Consider the following 15,611-nt stretch of genomic DNA (forward strand, 5'->3'; position numbering starts at 1 on the left):
CCCGCTATATGCGGGTTTTTTGATGAAAACGAATCGGCAGTATATGCAGCCGATCGATAAAAAGGGCAAGCTGTTCAATTGGCGCCACCATTGAGATGCGGACATGATGTCTTCCTTGTGTTCCAAACACACCCCCAGGCGTCACGACGACATTTGCATGCTCGAGTAAATAGTCGGCAAATGCATGAGAATCCTCGAAATCATCAGGAATCGGTGCCCACAAATAAAAGGCGCCGGCTGGACGTTCAATGGTCCAGCCAAGCTGCTTCTCCGCTTGACGGATGAAGAAAGCCATTCGTTCAATGTAGACTTCTTTCAATGATTGAATATGACAGTCATCACTTTGTAAAGCGACGGTGGCGGCATGTTGAAATCCACCATACATACTGACAAACACATGATCCTGGAAGGCGTTAATGGCATGAATGATGTCCTCATTGCCTACAGCAAAAGCGACTCTCCATCCTGCCATATTGAATGTTTTGGATAAAGAATATAATTCCACTCCTACGTTTTTCCCAAGAGGAGCCTTTAGAAAGCTCACTGGTTTTTGCTCATAATGAAAGGAACCATAAGCAAAATCATGAATCACATGCAGATCGTGAGCGGACGCAAATTCTGCAGCCTCTTCAAAAAAAGCTTCATTCGCCACAGCACCAGTTGGGTTATTCGGATAATTTAAGAAAAGCACCTTTGCCTTTTTTAACACGTCTGGATCAATTGAAGAGAAATTCGGCAAATAACCATTTTTCTTTTCAAGCTGGATGCAATGTGGCTTTGCGTCCGCCATCAAGATACCTGAATGATATTCTGGGTATCCCGGATCGGGGACGAGGGCAATGTTCCCTGGATCAAGCAGGCACTGACTCATCACATAAAGCCCTGTTTTTCCTCCATTGAAAAGGGCAATTTCCTTCTTCGGGTCAACCTCAATGCCGAATTCCTTTCTGTAGAAATCTGCAATGGCTTGCTTGAAAAAGTCAAAGCCTCTAAAAGGTGCATATTGCTGAAATTGCAAAGAGCCTGCTGCCTCTTGAAGGGCATTCACAATGTGCGCCGGAGTAGGAAGATCAGGATTTCCCTGACCAAGGTTCACAATGTTCGCTCCGTGTTGTGTTTTATGCGCAATTTTCTCAAATACGGTTCCAAATTTTTGTTCTGGCAGCCGTTCAATCATGTTAGATGGTAAGATCTTCACCACGACATCCTCTCTTTCTTATCCCTTCACTAATTCATCCATTAACTGAATGGCTGCCTGCTTTTGAATGTTACGGATGGAGGCGGCAACATCCTGAGAAGACGACCCTTTTAATTCAAGAGACACGATGCCATTAAATGCTTCAAATAAAGATAGATCTACAAAGGTTCCTTTAGGTGGGACAGATTCGCTGATGATGACAGTATCTCCAACTAAAGTGTCCTGCGGAATATGCACATGATCAATGGTGATGTGTGTGGCCTCAGGCGGAATGTGTCCGCTCTCTTTGAAATGCTGAGGGTATAAATGACAGTCTGCTACATAATGCGTATGTCCAGAAAGTAGTTCTTTTGGCAAATTAGCTTTTTTTCCATCGACTAATACATCAATCAGCAACTTAGCCATATCCACCCCAAAGACCTTTTTGATATTCGGAATCATATTCCAGCCAGCAAATCTAGCTGCTGATTCGATCAGTCCGGTTTCTCGATGTTTCATAAGCTTGATTTCTGTATGAGTGGCACAGTTTTCAAGACCTAATCCTTCATTTGCTTTCTTCGCTGCCTCAATGATGATTTGCTGTGCTTCATTGTCTAGGATCGACGGAGTGATATGAGCCGTTTCTGTAAAGCCGATTTGAGGGGTCTTATCATGAATGACAAAAGGGATATATTCACCCTCAACAACTAATCCTTCTACACTGACATAATCAGAATAGCCGTCGTCTTGATACCAATCCTCGTAAGCCCCCTCTAAGTACGTTTCAGCGACAAACGGTGCTTCATACGTCACAGCGTTTGGAACGGGAATGGTTTGCAAATAGGATTGTACGTTTAAAAAGAGATCATCACTGCCGGATCGGTCATGAAAAAGGGTCACGCCAATGGAGCTTGCTAAATATGTAGGCTTTAAAATAAGCGGTGTACCAATATGTTCAATGGCTTGCTGAAAATCAGCTAAAGTCGTGACAGGCTGAGTTTTTACTGCTTTGACCCCAGCCGCGTTGAATGCAGCCCTCATTTGGCTTTTATCACGCGCTAATTCAGCCGCCTTTACCCCAGCGCCGCGCAGCCTAAGTCGCTCAGCGGCTTTTGCCATTGGTGCAATGAATAATTCATTATTGGTGGTGATCGCATCCGCTTTGAAAAAGGAAGCGACGCGAACTAGGTCGTCCACCACCTCTTCCTCGGATTTTAGATAATCATCATGTGCCCAGTAAATCGAATCTGGGTGTTCAAAAGAAGGGTTTTTGTCAAAATAATCTCGATCTTTGATGACCGCAATAGAGTATTTTTCGATTAGCTCAGCGTGTCCCTTTGTAATAGCAAAAGGTCTCGGGATATAAGAAACGATATGATACGATGCAGCCACGCTTTCGTAAAACATATGGGGCGGGCATCCTCCTAGATCAGCAATGACAAGTACGGTTTTTTTACTCAATGAAAGCACTCCTTTTTATCTAGCGGTGTAACCGCCATCTGCTGTGACAACACTTCCAGTCATATAGCTGGATAGATCAGAGGCGAGAAACAGCATGACGCTCGCAATTTCTTCGGGTTTTCCGAGACGAAGTAATGGGTTCACCTTTGCTTTTTCCTTTTTAACAACCTCAAGGCTTTCTGAATGATTGTCTGAAAAGGATTTTTCATTTAATGGTGTATCAATAATGCCTGGGGCGATACAGTTCACTCTGATTTGATGGGCGGCATAGTCGACCGCCATCGATTTGGTGAGCTGGATGACACCGCCCTTTGTTGCGTTATAGGCAGGGATGTCAGGCCAGCCGACAAGACCCCCGACAGATCCGGTATTGATAATACTTCCGCTTTTTTTTTCAAGCATATGCGGCAAAGCATGCTTACTCATGAGAAATACACCCGTCAGGTTGACCTGTACAATGTGGTTCCAATCCTCTAGTGTCATCTCGTGAACGGGAGAGACAATTTCAATGCCTGCATTGTTAATCAGCACATCGATTGTCCCAAACTGGGTCAGCACAGACTGAACGGTTTTTTGACAGTCAGACTCATTCGTAATATCTGTTTTGAAAAACGCAACATGCTCGTGCGCCAATGATTCGACGAGCTGTTTGCCGCTTTTTTCATTGATGTCAGCCACTGCGACTTTTGCTCCGTGCTCAAGGAAAAGCTTGACTGCAGCAAGCCCAATTCCCGATGCACCTCCTGTAATCAGGACGACTTTTCCATCGAGGTTCATTTCTTCACCTTAGACGCTTTTGGCTTCAACCGATTATAGCGGGGAGGGAAGAAGAGATTAATAGACTTTGATGCTTCCAGCTTTGGATTTATCGCACCGTGGTCTTCCCTAGGGTCACAAAAGTAGGTAGTACCAAATTCCATTTTCTCTGTAAAGCCTTCAATCGTCATATCATAACCTCCGCTAATGCAAATGCCGATTTGTTCATTCCGGTGTTTGTGAAAAGGCATTTCTCCGCCATTTCCAGGAATGTTGGCTATCATGAGCTCCATCCAATCCTCAACAAAAAAGGTCACTTCCATGCCAGGAAGTAAATCTCGTGTTTTGAAAATGTCTAAGAAATAAGTAGGAGGCGCCGTGTATTCCTCGCCATCTTTTAATCTCTTAATATCAATAGCAATCACTTCTTCATCTGTCAGGTTAGAAGCGCCGTGAGGGACAAAAGGTGGTGCGATATACGCTGATTCTAAAGGGGTAAGCAATTGGGTCGATGGGCCGACTGTCATTTGAAGCTCGCCTTTTAATACGATGCCGATTTGTGCTTCGGGATGCTCGTGAGGTTTAATGATCGTGTGAGGAGGGACGTATGAGATGAGCACTTCCGTATCACCTCTGACCGTGGAATATTGTGTGACACCATTCTCCCATTCTATTTTTTTGGCTTGTGGAAAATATCGTTCTTGCGTTTTTTGTTCAGTTTGCATATTATATCTCTCCTTTTCCGAATATGGACCAGCTCATAGGAATACTTTTAAACGTTCGAACGAAGGTGAGGCCATATGTGGCTCTGGCTACCTCATTGGTTAAAGCGAAATCAAATTCGCCGTCTCTTACTTTTTGTGCGGCAGTACTTGTCGAATTGACTAGCTCAAATTCAGCATTTTGGTGAATGAAATATTGAATCAAATTGACAGGTGCAGGGTGAGAGACAATTTTTAAATGGTGAAGCATTTGTTCTTGAAATGGAAAATCTGGTCTGACAGCCAAGCCATACATGGGTGTGTCACATCTGAAAATTTGTAAGAGCTGCAGGTCAGGTCTCATGTAGAAGTGTTTGATTCCTTCGTATGCGTGTGGAACGAGAGTGTATTGGAGTGCGTGAGAGAGAGTATGTTCAATGCAAGTTTCGAATGTGTCATAAAGGGATAGTTTCGTATGAGTGCCGAGAGTAGTGGTGGAATGAGAGATGAAGTGTTTTGCTGCGTATTCACTGCTTGTCCCCTTAGGGCCTAGTGTATTGACTGTAAACATCTTAGGTGAAACGATGGGCTCTTCTTTGAAATGAAAAACATCATTCTTTAAGATCATGTTTACCATCCAATCTTTTTCAAATTTTTACTAGATTATAAAAAATAAAATTGGCAATTGTCAACAAAATTTATAAAAAATGTATTTTATGATGATATTAAAAATTGATCTAAAAAACTGCACATACCTAGATGTGCAGTGAATTGAACTTACGTTTCAAATGTGTTTTTATGTTTCTGCTGTAAGGTTCGTTCACGTTTATAGCTGACGAAGCTAATAAGAAAACCAACAAGCGTAACGAGAGCACATACAAGCCCTACCGTATGATAGCCGAAATGGACATAGACAGGTCCCATAAGAGCGGAACCAAGCATAACGGCAAGATTGGACGCAAGGCTGTAAAAAGCCATCACTTTGCCTCGGTGGGTTTGGGAGCAGTCACTTAGAACAGTGCTCAAAAGCGTGACAGATAAACTTTGCATGGCACCCCAAATAAATAGGGCAAAAATCAGCAATGTCCATGAGAAAGGAGCATAAGGAAGTAAGGCGAGAACGAGCGTAATGCCGCCCAGCACAAAGAAAAGAGAACGAGTTTTGCCAAACCAGTCTGCTAATTTCCCTGTAAATACACTCATGGAAAAACCGACACCGTAAGCCATGATCAGAAGTCCTGCCGTCGATTGCCCTCCAGAAAACAAACTTTGTAGATACGCTCCTAAAAACGAGTACATGCCATAAAATCCAAGCATATTACAAAATGTCACGGTCAAATAGGCGGGGACACGATCAATTTTCAAAGCTCCCCATAAAGAGCCAGCTTTCTCCCTAGCTTGAGGTGTTCCTGTATTCGCTGTGGCGGTTTGTTTACGAGATTCAAGGATGACGAGCAGCAGGACAATGAGACTCATGATGGCGAAAATCCAAAAGGTCCATCGCCAGTTTAAACTCTGCCCGATGAAGGCGCCAATTGGTACACCAAGGACAAGAGAAAGAGACCAACTCGACACAATGAGCCCCATCACTTTGCCTCGATATTCATAAGGAACCCGGTCACCCACGAGCGCATAGGCTGTTGGCACAAATACACCGGTCGCCAGCCCAGAAATAGCACGGCCTGCAAAAAATACGGCCAGATTCGGGGCAGCCGCACACATTACGGTGCCAATCAAAAAGAAAGAAAGCCCGATAATCAGGCATAGCTCCCTTGAATACCGGTCCCCTAAAGGAACAAGCAGCGGGGCTCCAACCAGCACAGCTAACCCATAAATGCTGATGGAAAGGGCGAGAATATCAAGAGAGTGCTGAAAAGAGTTTGATAAATCAGGCAGCAGTGGTGAAATCACCAGTTCTTCCGATCCCGCCGCAAAGACGCCAAGTGTGAGCGCAATGGCAAGTGTGATGGGAAATGTTTTAGAAGCCTGGCTGTCTAAAGATTCTTTCATCAGGTGATCCCTCCAAACTTGCTTTTTCATTCAATTCCGTTAAAATAAATTCTACCATTATTTAGTTTTATTTTACATTTCGCATCATAAGTATTATCATAAAATACTTTTCAAATGGAACGATTTTTGGATAGGAGAGGTACGAATGAAAATCACCGATGTTGATGTGCATATTTTAAATGAATTGAAAGAAGATGCCCGCTTATCTATGAGGGAATTGTCCAAAAGAGTCAATTTATCCGCCCCTGCGGTAGCAGAAAGAGTGCGTAAATTAGAAGATGCAGGGATTATCGAAGGGTATTCGGTTCAGGTTAACTATAAAAAATTAGGGCTTATGATTGACTGCCTGCTGGAAGTCACAGTGCTAAACGGGGAGTATCAACGTTTTGTGGCTTTTATGAATCAGCACCCACGCGCTTTTTTTGCTTATCGAGTGGCAGGGCAGTCATGCTTTTTCATTAAGCTGTCAGTCGCTTCCCTTGAAGAAATTGAAGCCTTTATTCAGGCAGTGTCTGGGTTTACAAAAACAGTATCTCATATCGTCTTATCAGGGCACTCTTTTTCTCATCCCATTCAGGAACGTGTGAAACAAATAGAAGAGCCAGAAATGACCGTGGTGAAGTAAAAAAGGACCTGACTCAGGCCCTTTTTGTTCGTTTATCTGACTGATAGCTCATGATCGTAATGATAAGTCCAATGAAGGTTACAGCTGCAGCAAATAACGGAACAAGCTGTAAATGTGTGATTTCGATGGCAAGACCGCCAAGCGCTGCACCGCCGGCATTCCCGATAATGGCTGAGGGCATATATAGAAAATAAAATTCTGTATTCCAAGATATCTTAAACAGACTAAATATATTTATAAAAATGTGAATTGTTAATAAGGTATTATGGCTGATGTGAGTTTGTTGATTGTGGATTTATATTAATCTTTAAACTCATGTTTCTAAAAAAATAACCTTTTTTTATAGTAATAATTTGAGATTAGAGGAGTTAATTCTTTTGAAGCTTTTAAAAGTAATAGATTACGCAGCATTAATGGATATGCACAGAACAAGGAGCAAAGAAAGTCACTATAATAATTTGCCTATTGACGTTGGTAATAGGGATCATTTTTTTAGTGCTCAGCCAATTGATTTAGAATTTCAAATCAATAACCATACAGCAAACTTAAAAAGTGGGATATTTTCTTTTCATTCAAGCATCAGATCTGGTGTAGATAGGAATGACAAGGTTACTGGGGAAGTGTTTTTACGAAAAGAGTCTAAGCACAAGCCCAATATAATCTTCGTACATGGATGGCGCATGGATTCATACGACAGGATTAAGAAGATTTATCACGATAAAATCGTTAAAAATTATGATTGGAATATGTATTACTACACGCTGCCTTATCATTTCGATAGGGAACCACAAAATTCAACATATTCAGGTGAACACATGATTAGCGCCAATATAAGTCGAACAGTGCAATCCTCCCAGCAAGCTATTGTTGAACTTAGAGGGCTGATTAAATGGATTAAGGAAAATGAAGGTGGGGAAATAATCGTAGTTGGTATTAGTTTAGGAGGGTGGCTAACAAACTTATTAGCAACAGTCGAGAAAGACGTGAATATTGTTGTATCAGCTTTTTATGCGAATAATATTGCGCATTCCATCTGGAACACTCTTCCTGGGAAGTATATACGAAGAGATCTGGAGGAACATGGAACAACGTATGAAGAACTCGACAAAGCTTGGGACATTATGAACCCTAGTAAAGCAAAACTTCTCATAGACAAAGAAAATGTACTCTTAATATCAGGAAAATATGACATGTATATCGACATAAACGATGCTGATACTCTGTGGAATAGCTGGAATCAACCTAAAAGGCACGTATACAGTTGTGGGCATGCTGGAATTGTTCTATCTAGAAAGAGAATAGCAGCTGACACACTTCAATTTATTGAAAGTAGGCTAAAGAAATAAAATGATGTTCATCCTAACTGCATTGCTGAGGGCCGTATACGGAATTTTCTCAATGGCAAACACATCATGTAGTTCTTTCTTTATGGGTCTTACACTATGTCTTTATTTCAATAGGTTTGATGGTTTATGCAGTATATACAGAAAAGAGTATAACAAGCAAAAGACAAAAGGTTTATACATGTCTAGTTATTGTTCCAACACTTGATGACAAATTCAGTCATACCAATCGAAAACGCACCGAGCGTTAAAGTAAAAATAGCGATGGGGAAGTTTTTCATGATGTGATCACCTTTCTAAAAAATACATAAAAAGGCTTCGGAAAGATCCGAAGCCTTAAGAGTTTATCATACATGAAAATAAGACGCCAGCTGCTCGTTTGCTAAGCGGTTTCCGACAAAGAAGGAACCAAATTCGCCGTAGCGTGCACTGACTTCATCAAAGCGCATTTCATAAACCAATTTTTTGAATTGAAGCACATCGTCAGAGAAAAGAGTGACGCCCCACTCATAATCATCAAAACCGACGGAGCCTGTAATGATCTGCTTTACTTTACCAGCATAGCTGCGGCCGATTAAGCCATGGCTTCTCATGAGTGATTTACGCTCATCCATAGAGAGCATGTACCAGTTGTCGTTGCCGGAACGTCTTTTATCCATTGGATAGAAGCACACGTATTGAGAAGAAGGGAGCTCTGGGTATAGACGTGCACGTACATGCGGGTTCTCGTAAGGGTCTCCGCCATCTCCGCCTCCTGCTAAGTAGTTGCTAAGTTCAACAACTGAAACGTATGAATAAGCTGGGATCGTAAACTCTGCTAGTCGTGTCTTGTTGAATTCAAGTTCAATTTCACCCAGTTCTTCCATGGTTGGACGCAAAATCATGAGCATAATATCTGCTTTTTGGCCGACAATACTATAGATTGTTTGGCTTCCAGCCTTATCGTGCTCAGCTGTTTTCCATTTTTCTAATAGACCTGTGAACTCATGAAGAATCGCTTGGCGCTCATCACTTGTCAGCAGCTTCCAAGCTGTCCAGTCAAAGGTTCTAAAATCATGCAGTGCATACCAGCCGTCTAGTGTTTGAGCTGCTTCATTGGTTGTATGTTGTTCGCTCATTTATTTCACTCCTATTTACAGTTTTCCATCTGTTCCAACTATAACATAGTTTGTCCAAATGGAGATGTGATCAAAACTTGAACGACGAAGTCAGCTTTTATGGAAATTGATTAAATTAGTTTGAAAAATATGAATTTAATTTGTAAGCGCTATAATGTAAGTTGGTAGTTTGAATTTATGTAGAAGAAGAGTATGCTTGAAAGAGAACGCTTTTTTTGTAAAATCAAGGAGGGTATATAAGTGGCAGATATTTTTTCAACAGTTCAGGAAAAGGTTGCAGGTAAAGGAGTAAAGATCGTTTTTCCTGAGGGAATGGACGAACGCATTCTAACAGCCGTTCAAAAACTAGCAGATGGCAAAGTCTTGCAGCCAATTGTTGTAGGTAAAACACAAGAAGTTGAAGCAAAAGCAAAAGAATTAGGTCTTACACTTGATGGTGTTGACGTGTATGATCCTCATACATATGAAGGTTTTGAAGAGCTTGTACAAGCTTTCGTAGAAAGACGTAAAGGCAAAGCAACAGAAGAGCAAGCAAGAAAAGCATTACTAGATGAAAACTACTTCGGTACGATGCTTGTGTACAAAGGTCTTGCAGACGGACTTGTGAGCGGTGCAGCACACTCAACTGCTGACACAGTACGCCCAGCACTTCAAATCATTAAAACAAAAGAAGGCGTAAAGAAAACATCTGGCGTCTTCATCATGGCTCGTGGCGAAGAGCAATATGTGTTTGCTGATTGTGCAATCAACATTGCACCAGATAGCCAAGATCTAGCTGAAATTGCGATCGAAAGTGCAAACACAGCCAAAATGTTCGACATCGAACCACGTGTGGCAATGCTTAGCTTCTCTACTAAAGGCTCAGCAAAATCAGACGAAACAGAAAAAGTTTCTGAAGCAGTTCGTATTGCAAAAGAAAAGGCACCTGAGCTTGTACTTGATGGAGAATTCCAATTTGATGCAGCTTTCGTTCCTTCAGTAGCAGCGAAAAAAGCACCAGATTCCGTCATTAAAGGCGATGCTAGCGTATTTGTTTTCCCTAGCCTAGAAGCTGGAAACATCGGCTACAAAATTGCACAGCGCTTAGGTAACTTTGAAGCTGTAGGTCCAATCTTGCAAGGCTTAAACCAACCAGTAAATGACCTTTCAAGAGGCTGTAATGCTGAAGACGTTTACAACCTTGCGCTTATCACAGCAGCTCAAGCACTATAAAATAGCATCTCGGCTAAAGCAGTCAGCGCGATAGATTCGTGCTGGCTGTTTTTTTATTTTGGACAAATGTGTACAATATAGAAAGAAAACAATCTGATCGTAGATAAAGCCGATAGGATGGGCAGGTGCTAAAATGGAGGATTTAATACATAAGCTTCAGCATAAGGTCGCTTTTTTAACCGATGCACAGAGGAAAATTGCAGATTATATCGTACAACATCCAATGGAGGTCGCTTTTTTAACTGTCGATAAATTGGCGTCAAAAGTCGGGACGAGTACAGCAACCATCATGCGCTTCTCTGCTGCTGTGGGGTATTCTGGTTTTTCTGAGTTTCAAAAAGAGCTTCAATCAGCGATGAAGCATAAAGCTGACCCTCAAACAAGACTTGAGGCGAATCTCAAGCATTCAAATAAGAGTAAGCTCCTGCATAACCATGTAGAATTGCAATTTCAAAATATCCAGTACGCATTGGACAATATCACGGAAGAAACCTTTCAGCAAATTGTTGGGAAAATAGCCAATGCGCGCCACGTTTTGTGTACAAGTGTCCGAAGTGGAAGACCTGTTGGCGAATACATGTCGTTAGGAATCAATCGGCTATTGGGGAATTGCCAGTATATTGATGCAGATCAAAGTGACTGGGTGGATGATTTGGTTCATTTCAACTCGAGTGATTTCATTATAGCGGTCAGCTATCCGCGTTATGCAAAGCGTATGAAGGATTTGATGGAAGCAGCAAAGTCTTATGGGGTGGAAGTCCTTTTAATTACAGACAGCTACAGCTCTCCACTAACTAAATATGCACAATATGTATTACCGTGTTCCTCAGCAAGTGTAGGCTCTCATAACTCTGTCGTATCTGCTATCTTTATCGTCGATTTCATCTTAAGTGCATTAGCGATGAATGATCCAGAAAGAACAAAACCACGTTTAGATCAAATCAATCATATGTTAACGAAAATGAGTTATCACACAACACAATAGTCGTGTGGGGACTCATTTTTTATTTTTTTGAAAGCGCTTTACTAATTAAAAATGAGATGGTATGATCATATCACGAAAGTAATATATATTACTTTAAATGAATTAAATGTAATGAATATAACTCGAAGGGGATGATGGAAACAATGAGTACTGTTCATTTCGTGTCAAATGATCTTATAGCTAGGGCAAGAAAGCTTAACTCAACCTTGTTGTCAGACGTGATGGGATGCACCGGCGCGATGGATCATCAAATCAAACCAGTTGCGAGAGGCATGAATGTAGTCGGCACAGCTTTTACCGTGAGCTTACGGCCAGGAGATAATCTGTTTCTTCACCAAGCGATTTATTCTGCACAAGTAGGCGATGTACTCATCGTTGATGGGAAAGATCATAGGGGTCACGCATATTTAGGAGAATTGATGGCCGGTTCAGCAAAAGCTGTTGGAATAGAAGGAATCGTGATCGACGGTCTTGTCCGCGATAAAGTCGCTTTAGAGGAATTAGCTTTTCCAATCTATAGTAAGGGATTCACGCCGAATGGACCTTTTAAGGATGGGCCTGGTGAATTGAATGGAATCATCTCGTGTGGAGGGGTCAAAGTATCACCAGGTGACTTAGTCATTGCAGATGATGATGGAGTGGTGATTGTTCCGAAGGAGAAAGCAGAAGAGATGCTGTCGTTGGCTGAAGAGAAACAAGCATATGAACATCAAAGATTAAAAACCATTCAACATTATATGAGCGAAGGAAAGCAGGATATCAGTCTCTTAGCGCCTGCATGGCTAGAGGGCAGAATGAAAAAATTCCAGAGATAGGGGAATCTGTGATGAAGATAGGCTTTATCGGTTATGGAGAAGCTGCATATGAGCTGTCAACGGGATTGAAAACAGAAGGATTAGATCATTTTTATGCGTATGATGTACTATTACAGAATGAGAAACTTGCTGGACCAATGAAAGAAAAAGCAGCCCGCACAGGCGTCGAATTAACAAGTAATGTGAGTGAAGTCATTGCAAAATCTGACATTGTCATTGCGGCTGTGCCAGCGAATAAAACCCTAGAAGTGGCTCAATCCGTATTAGGAAGTTTGAAAAAAAATCAAGTATATGTGGATGTGTCGGCATCAACTCCAGATATTAAAAAACAAGTGGCAGACGAAATTAAAAAGCAAGAAGCTCTATTTGTAGATGCCGCCATGCTAGGATCTCTTCCGGTTAACAAACACAAGGTTCCAATCACTGCTAGCGGAAGTGGAACAGATCGATTCATTGAATTAACGAAAGAATACGGTATGAATATTACAAAAATCAGTGATCAGCCTGGAGATGCTTCAGCCTTAAAGCTAATAAGAAGCATTTATATGAAAGGGATCGTCGGTTTACTTGTTGAATTTTTGGAAATTTCTAAAAAATATAATGTCGAAGATCAAGTGATTTCTTCACTAAGCGAAACGCTGGACAGCAAAAGTTTTGAAGAGACGATGAATCGTCTTGTGACAGGGAGTGCATTACATGCAAAAAGACGAGCGGTCGAATTACTTGGCTCTATTGAAATGCTGGATTCAGCTCATATTGATGCGAGCATGTCCCGGGCAGCACAACAGAAGCTAGAGAGATTAGCAGACTTTCAATTCGTTGAACGGTTTAATGGGAAAAAGCCGGTCAGCTGGAAAGAAGTCATTGACGTGATGCAGCAAGGGTGATTTTTGTAAGCGTTTTATTTAAGAAAGGGGAGGCGAAGAAACGACATGGGTTTTATTGCATTAATTGTATTCATAGCCGTCATCATTATATGGAATGTCGTCGTGAAACGAAATATGGGAGAAGCCATGCTGTTAGGCTTTATTGCAACCACTTTGTTTGGCGGAATGGATGCGCTTAGACTGTTCTGGGATGGTTTAAAATTTGCATCCACATATGAGGTGCTTTATGCAGCCGTTGCGTTTGTGTTCATGGCCTATTTAATCGAAAAGCTGGAATTAATTCACGCACTCTTGCGCATCCTGAATTCGGTTGTCGGCAAGCTTCCTGGGGGAGCGGCTTATATGAGTACGTTAGGTTCAGCAGTCTTAGGTGCTCTTTCAGGTTCAAATTCTGCAAACACAGCTGCCACTGGCTCTATTACGGCTTCTTGGATGATTAAATCAGGATGGAGCCGAACCCATACGGCCACGATTCTAGCCGGGAATGGCGGACTTGGAGCCGCGCTGCCACCAAACTCTTCCATGTTTATCATGCTGGGCTTTGCACCAGTTGCAGCCCTTGTCTCTGAAGGTGATTTATATATTGCTCTTTTAATAGGAGGACTGTATCAAGTCGTATACCGGTTTATTTTGGTGTATATTCTGGTGAAAAAGAATAAAATCCAAGCGATGCCGCCAGATGATATTGTTCCCTTTAGAGAAGCTGTGAAACAGGGATGGAAATCGATTTTTATTTTTTTCGGTGCCTTGATCCCTATCATCATCACAATTGGTCCGCTAGCAAACTACTTAAAAAGTAATCCAAACATTGGACCAGAGGCAATGGATCAAATTTCTTTAATTACGTGGATTCCGATTCTCATGATGCTGATTAGCTTAACAATTGGAAGAAAAAAAGCGTCTGCGTTAGATTGGTCTCAGTTTTTCAAGTCGGCCATTCCTAAGTTTACAACGATCGGTGCCTTGATGCTGTTTGCTGTTGCTGCTAGTCAGGTGCTTGCTGAATTAGGACTCGCAGAAGATTTGACGCAAATCACGTCAGTACTTGCCATTCCGAAGTGGCTCATGGTGCTCATTGTTGGTGTTCTTGTCACGCTGGTGGCTGGACCATTATCTTCAACTGCCACATTAACAGCTGTTGGGCTTGTCTCATTTTCAGCTTTAATCTCAGTCGGAGTAGACCCTGTTGTCGCTGTTGTCGCCATTCTTGCTTTTTCATCAACAGAAGGCGCTTCCCCGCCGGCATCTGGGTCAATTTTCATCGCTTCTGGTCTTGCAGGAGCCCGGCCGGAGAAAACATTTATACCGCTCATTCTTTACTATATGCTGCCGATTGTAGGAATTGGCTGGCTCATCGGAATGGGCATACTTCCAGTATAGAAAGGAGAAACACATGAGAGCATTGATGGAATTTTTATTTAAAGTGCTGCTTGTCCTTTTCTTAACGTCAGGTACCCTGTTGGTATTCGGTCAAATACTAGGGATTCTCTTGCAGAATGGAGATTTGATCATAGCAAGTACGAACCTATTTAAAAATCCTACACTGGTATTAAGCGCTTTTTTTAGTCTTGTTGGTTTCTCTCTTCATTATATTTCTGAAAAGAAAGACACGTCATTTAGCGATCAACCATCAGCATCAGCTGGTGATTCGATCAAATAAGCGTCAAAAGCTGGATTCAGTTGGTGAATTCAGCTTTTTTTGCGCGTGTGAAATAGGTATAAAAACCCAATACGTACGATTCGTTTTTCGTTGAATTCGTTTTCAATCATATGCCTCTTGTGCTAGGAAATGGTAACATAACGGAGGACTATTTAAGGAATAGAGGTGTTTGACGATGTCTGGAGCCATCATCGGTTATACAACAGCCTTGTATTCGTTAAAGGCAGACATATCCATAAAAAAAGAACAAATCATAGAACTGAGCATGTGTCGAAAAGAAATAAAAGAAGCAAAATTGTATCTGGCAGATGCTGGTAAAAAAATCACTCATCCAGATCTGACATCACATACATGGTTTGGCCTTCTTGCAGATACGTTTGATGACATTCGAGACGAGATGGCATCCGCCAGTCAAGAGATAAAAGGTGTACAACTGACCAATCTAGTGAATCGAATTGATGAGAAAATCAGTGACCTAAAATCGGAAATCCATTCGTTAGAACATGAGATCCATTCCGTTGAAAGAAAAATAGAGAAAGAAAAGCAGAAACAATTGGAAGAAAAAAGAGGGAAGTCACATGAGTAGAGAAATTAAAATAGATGCCAGTGAAATCAAACGAGTTTTACAACATACCAAACAATCAGGCGCTCAAATGAATACAAAACTTCCAACAACCATCAAAGGGAGAAACCAGCTCCTAGCAGCAGATACATTAGAAAGAATCAATCAACAGTTGAACGAATTAAGTACATCCTACATAGGCATTCTTCAGAAACAGCTTGTACAAACAGAACAAGCGGTGAACACCATGATCGAAACGGACAAGGCGCTTGCCTCCAGCAATAAAAGAAAATAAAGGA

At 41.7% G+C, this 15,611-nt stretch carries 18 protein-coding genes; 10 read left to right on the plus strand and 8 right to left on the minus strand.

From position 1 onward, the window contains the following. Positions 1–4: 4 nt before the first annotated feature. From MHH40_RS12035 to MHH40_RS12060, 6 genes are all read right to left on the minus strand, one after another. Entirely contained in the window at positions 5–1,198 is a 1,194-nt protein-coding gene (locus MHH40_RS12035; protein WP_335355797.1) for an aminotransferase class I/II-fold pyridoxal phosphate-dependent enzyme, read from the minus strand. An 18-nt stretch (positions 1,199–1,216) separates the two neighbouring features. After that, complete coding sequence (locus MHH40_RS12040) at positions 1,217–2,638, minus strand: ATP-grasp domain-containing protein (protein WP_050944485.1); 1,422 nt, start codon at positions 2,636–2,638, stop codon at positions 1,217–1,219. A 15-nt stretch (positions 2,639–2,653) separates the two neighbouring features. Continuing rightward, positions 2,654–3,415, minus strand: coding sequence for an SDR family NAD(P)-dependent oxidoreductase (locus MHH40_RS12045; RefSeq protein WP_050944484.1), 762 nt, complete (start codon positions 3,413–3,415; stop codon positions 2,654–2,656). Beyond that, positions 3,412–4,119, minus strand: a complete 708-nt coding sequence (locus MHH40_RS12050) for a cupin domain-containing protein (RefSeq protein WP_050944483.1) — start codon at positions 4,117–4,119, stop codon at positions 3,412–3,414. Before MHH40_RS12050 ends, MHH40_RS12045 begins: the two co-directional genes overlap by 4 nt. 1 nt (position 4,120) lies before the next feature. After that, positions 4,121–4,723, minus strand: coding sequence for a hypothetical protein (locus MHH40_RS12055; protein ID WP_003215386.1), 603 nt, complete (start codon positions 4,721–4,723; stop codon positions 4,121–4,123). Positions 4,724–4,872: 149 nt separating this feature from the next. After that, positions 4,873–6,105, minus strand: a complete 1,233-nt coding sequence (locus MHH40_RS12060) for an MFS transporter (RefSeq protein ID WP_050944482.1) — start codon at positions 6,103–6,105, stop codon at positions 4,873–4,875. Positions 6,106–6,250: 145 nt separating this feature from the next. On the opposite strand from MHH40_RS12060, the gene MHH40_RS12065 reads away from it, so the two are divergent. Then, complete coding sequence (locus MHH40_RS12065; protein ID WP_050944481.1) at positions 6,251–6,730, plus strand: Lrp/AsnC family transcriptional regulator; 480 nt, start codon at positions 6,251–6,253, stop codon at positions 6,728–6,730. A gap of 13 nt (positions 6,731–6,743) precedes the next feature. Here the strand turns inward: MHH40_RS12065 and MHH40_RS12070 are convergent, their stop codons facing one another. Next, positions 6,744–6,911, minus strand: a complete 168-nt coding sequence (locus tag MHH40_RS12070) for a hypothetical protein (RefSeq protein WP_233421712.1) — start codon at positions 6,909–6,911, stop codon at positions 6,744–6,746. 196 nt (positions 6,912–7,107) lie between these two features. On the opposite strand from MHH40_RS12070, the gene MHH40_RS12075 reads away from it, so the two are divergent. After that, a complete protein-coding gene (locus MHH40_RS12075) occupies positions 7,108–8,076 on the plus strand; it encodes an alpha/beta hydrolase family protein (protein WP_106918397.1) in 969 nt (322 codons plus the stop codon). Positions 8,077–8,420: 344 nt separating this feature from the next. Here MHH40_RS12075 and hemQ read toward each other — a convergent pair whose 3' ends face one another. After that, positions 8,421–9,191, minus strand: a complete 771-nt coding sequence (hemQ, locus tag MHH40_RS12080) for a hydrogen peroxide-dependent heme synthase (protein WP_003215092.1) — start codon at positions 9,189–9,191, stop codon at positions 8,421–8,423. Positions 9,192–9,431: 240 nt separating this feature from the next. Here hemQ and pta point away from each other — a divergent pair, with 240 nt between their 5' ends. The 8 genes from pta (at position 9,432) to MHH40_RS12120 (ending at position 15,607) form a co-directional block, all read left to right on the plus strand. Then, a complete protein-coding gene (pta, locus tag MHH40_RS12085) occupies positions 9,432–10,403 on the plus strand; it encodes a phosphate acetyltransferase (RefSeq protein WP_003215086.1) in 972 nt (323 codons plus the stop codon). 133 nt (positions 10,404–10,536) lie between these two features. Next, positions 10,537–11,388, plus strand: coding sequence for a MurR/RpiR family transcriptional regulator (locus tag MHH40_RS12090; protein ID WP_050944480.1), 852 nt, complete (start codon positions 10,537–10,539; stop codon positions 11,386–11,388). A 143-nt stretch (positions 11,389–11,531) separates the two neighbouring features. Next, a complete protein-coding gene (locus MHH40_RS12095) occupies positions 11,532–12,203 on the plus strand; it encodes an RraA family protein (protein ID WP_080984763.1) in 672 nt (223 codons plus the stop codon). 11 nt (positions 12,204–12,214) lie between these two features. Further along, positions 12,215–13,090: a prephenate dehydrogenase/arogenate dehydrogenase family protein gene (locus tag MHH40_RS12100; RefSeq protein WP_050944478.1), complete on the plus strand. Its 876-nt coding sequence runs from the start codon at positions 12,215–12,217 to the stop codon at positions 13,088–13,090. A 45-nt stretch (positions 13,091–13,135) separates the two neighbouring features. Continuing rightward, positions 13,136–14,470, plus strand: a complete 1,335-nt coding sequence (locus MHH40_RS12105; protein WP_003214816.1) for a TRAP transporter large permease subunit — start codon at positions 13,136–13,138, stop codon at positions 14,468–14,470. A 13-nt stretch (positions 14,471–14,483) separates the two neighbouring features. After that, positions 14,484–14,750: a hypothetical protein gene (locus MHH40_RS12110; RefSeq protein ID WP_003215032.1), complete on the plus strand. Its 267-nt coding sequence runs from the start codon at positions 14,484–14,486 to the stop codon at positions 14,748–14,750. A 175-nt stretch (positions 14,751–14,925) separates the two neighbouring features. Then, positions 14,926–15,336, plus strand: a complete 411-nt coding sequence (locus MHH40_RS12115; protein WP_050944477.1) for a YwqH-like family protein — start codon at positions 14,926–14,928, stop codon at positions 15,334–15,336. After that, a complete protein-coding gene (locus tag MHH40_RS12120) occupies positions 15,329–15,607 on the plus strand; it encodes a YwqI/YxiC family protein (protein WP_050944476.1) in 279 nt (92 codons plus the stop codon). Before MHH40_RS12115 ends, MHH40_RS12120 begins: the two co-directional genes overlap by 8 nt. Positions 15,608–15,611: the final 4 nt, after the last annotated feature.

Origin of the sequence: Bacillus sp. FSL K6-2431 (assembly GCF_038005165.1) — a bacterium.
Classification (GTDB): Bacteria; Bacillota; Bacilli; order Bacillales; family Bacillaceae; genus Bacillus; species Bacillus pumilus.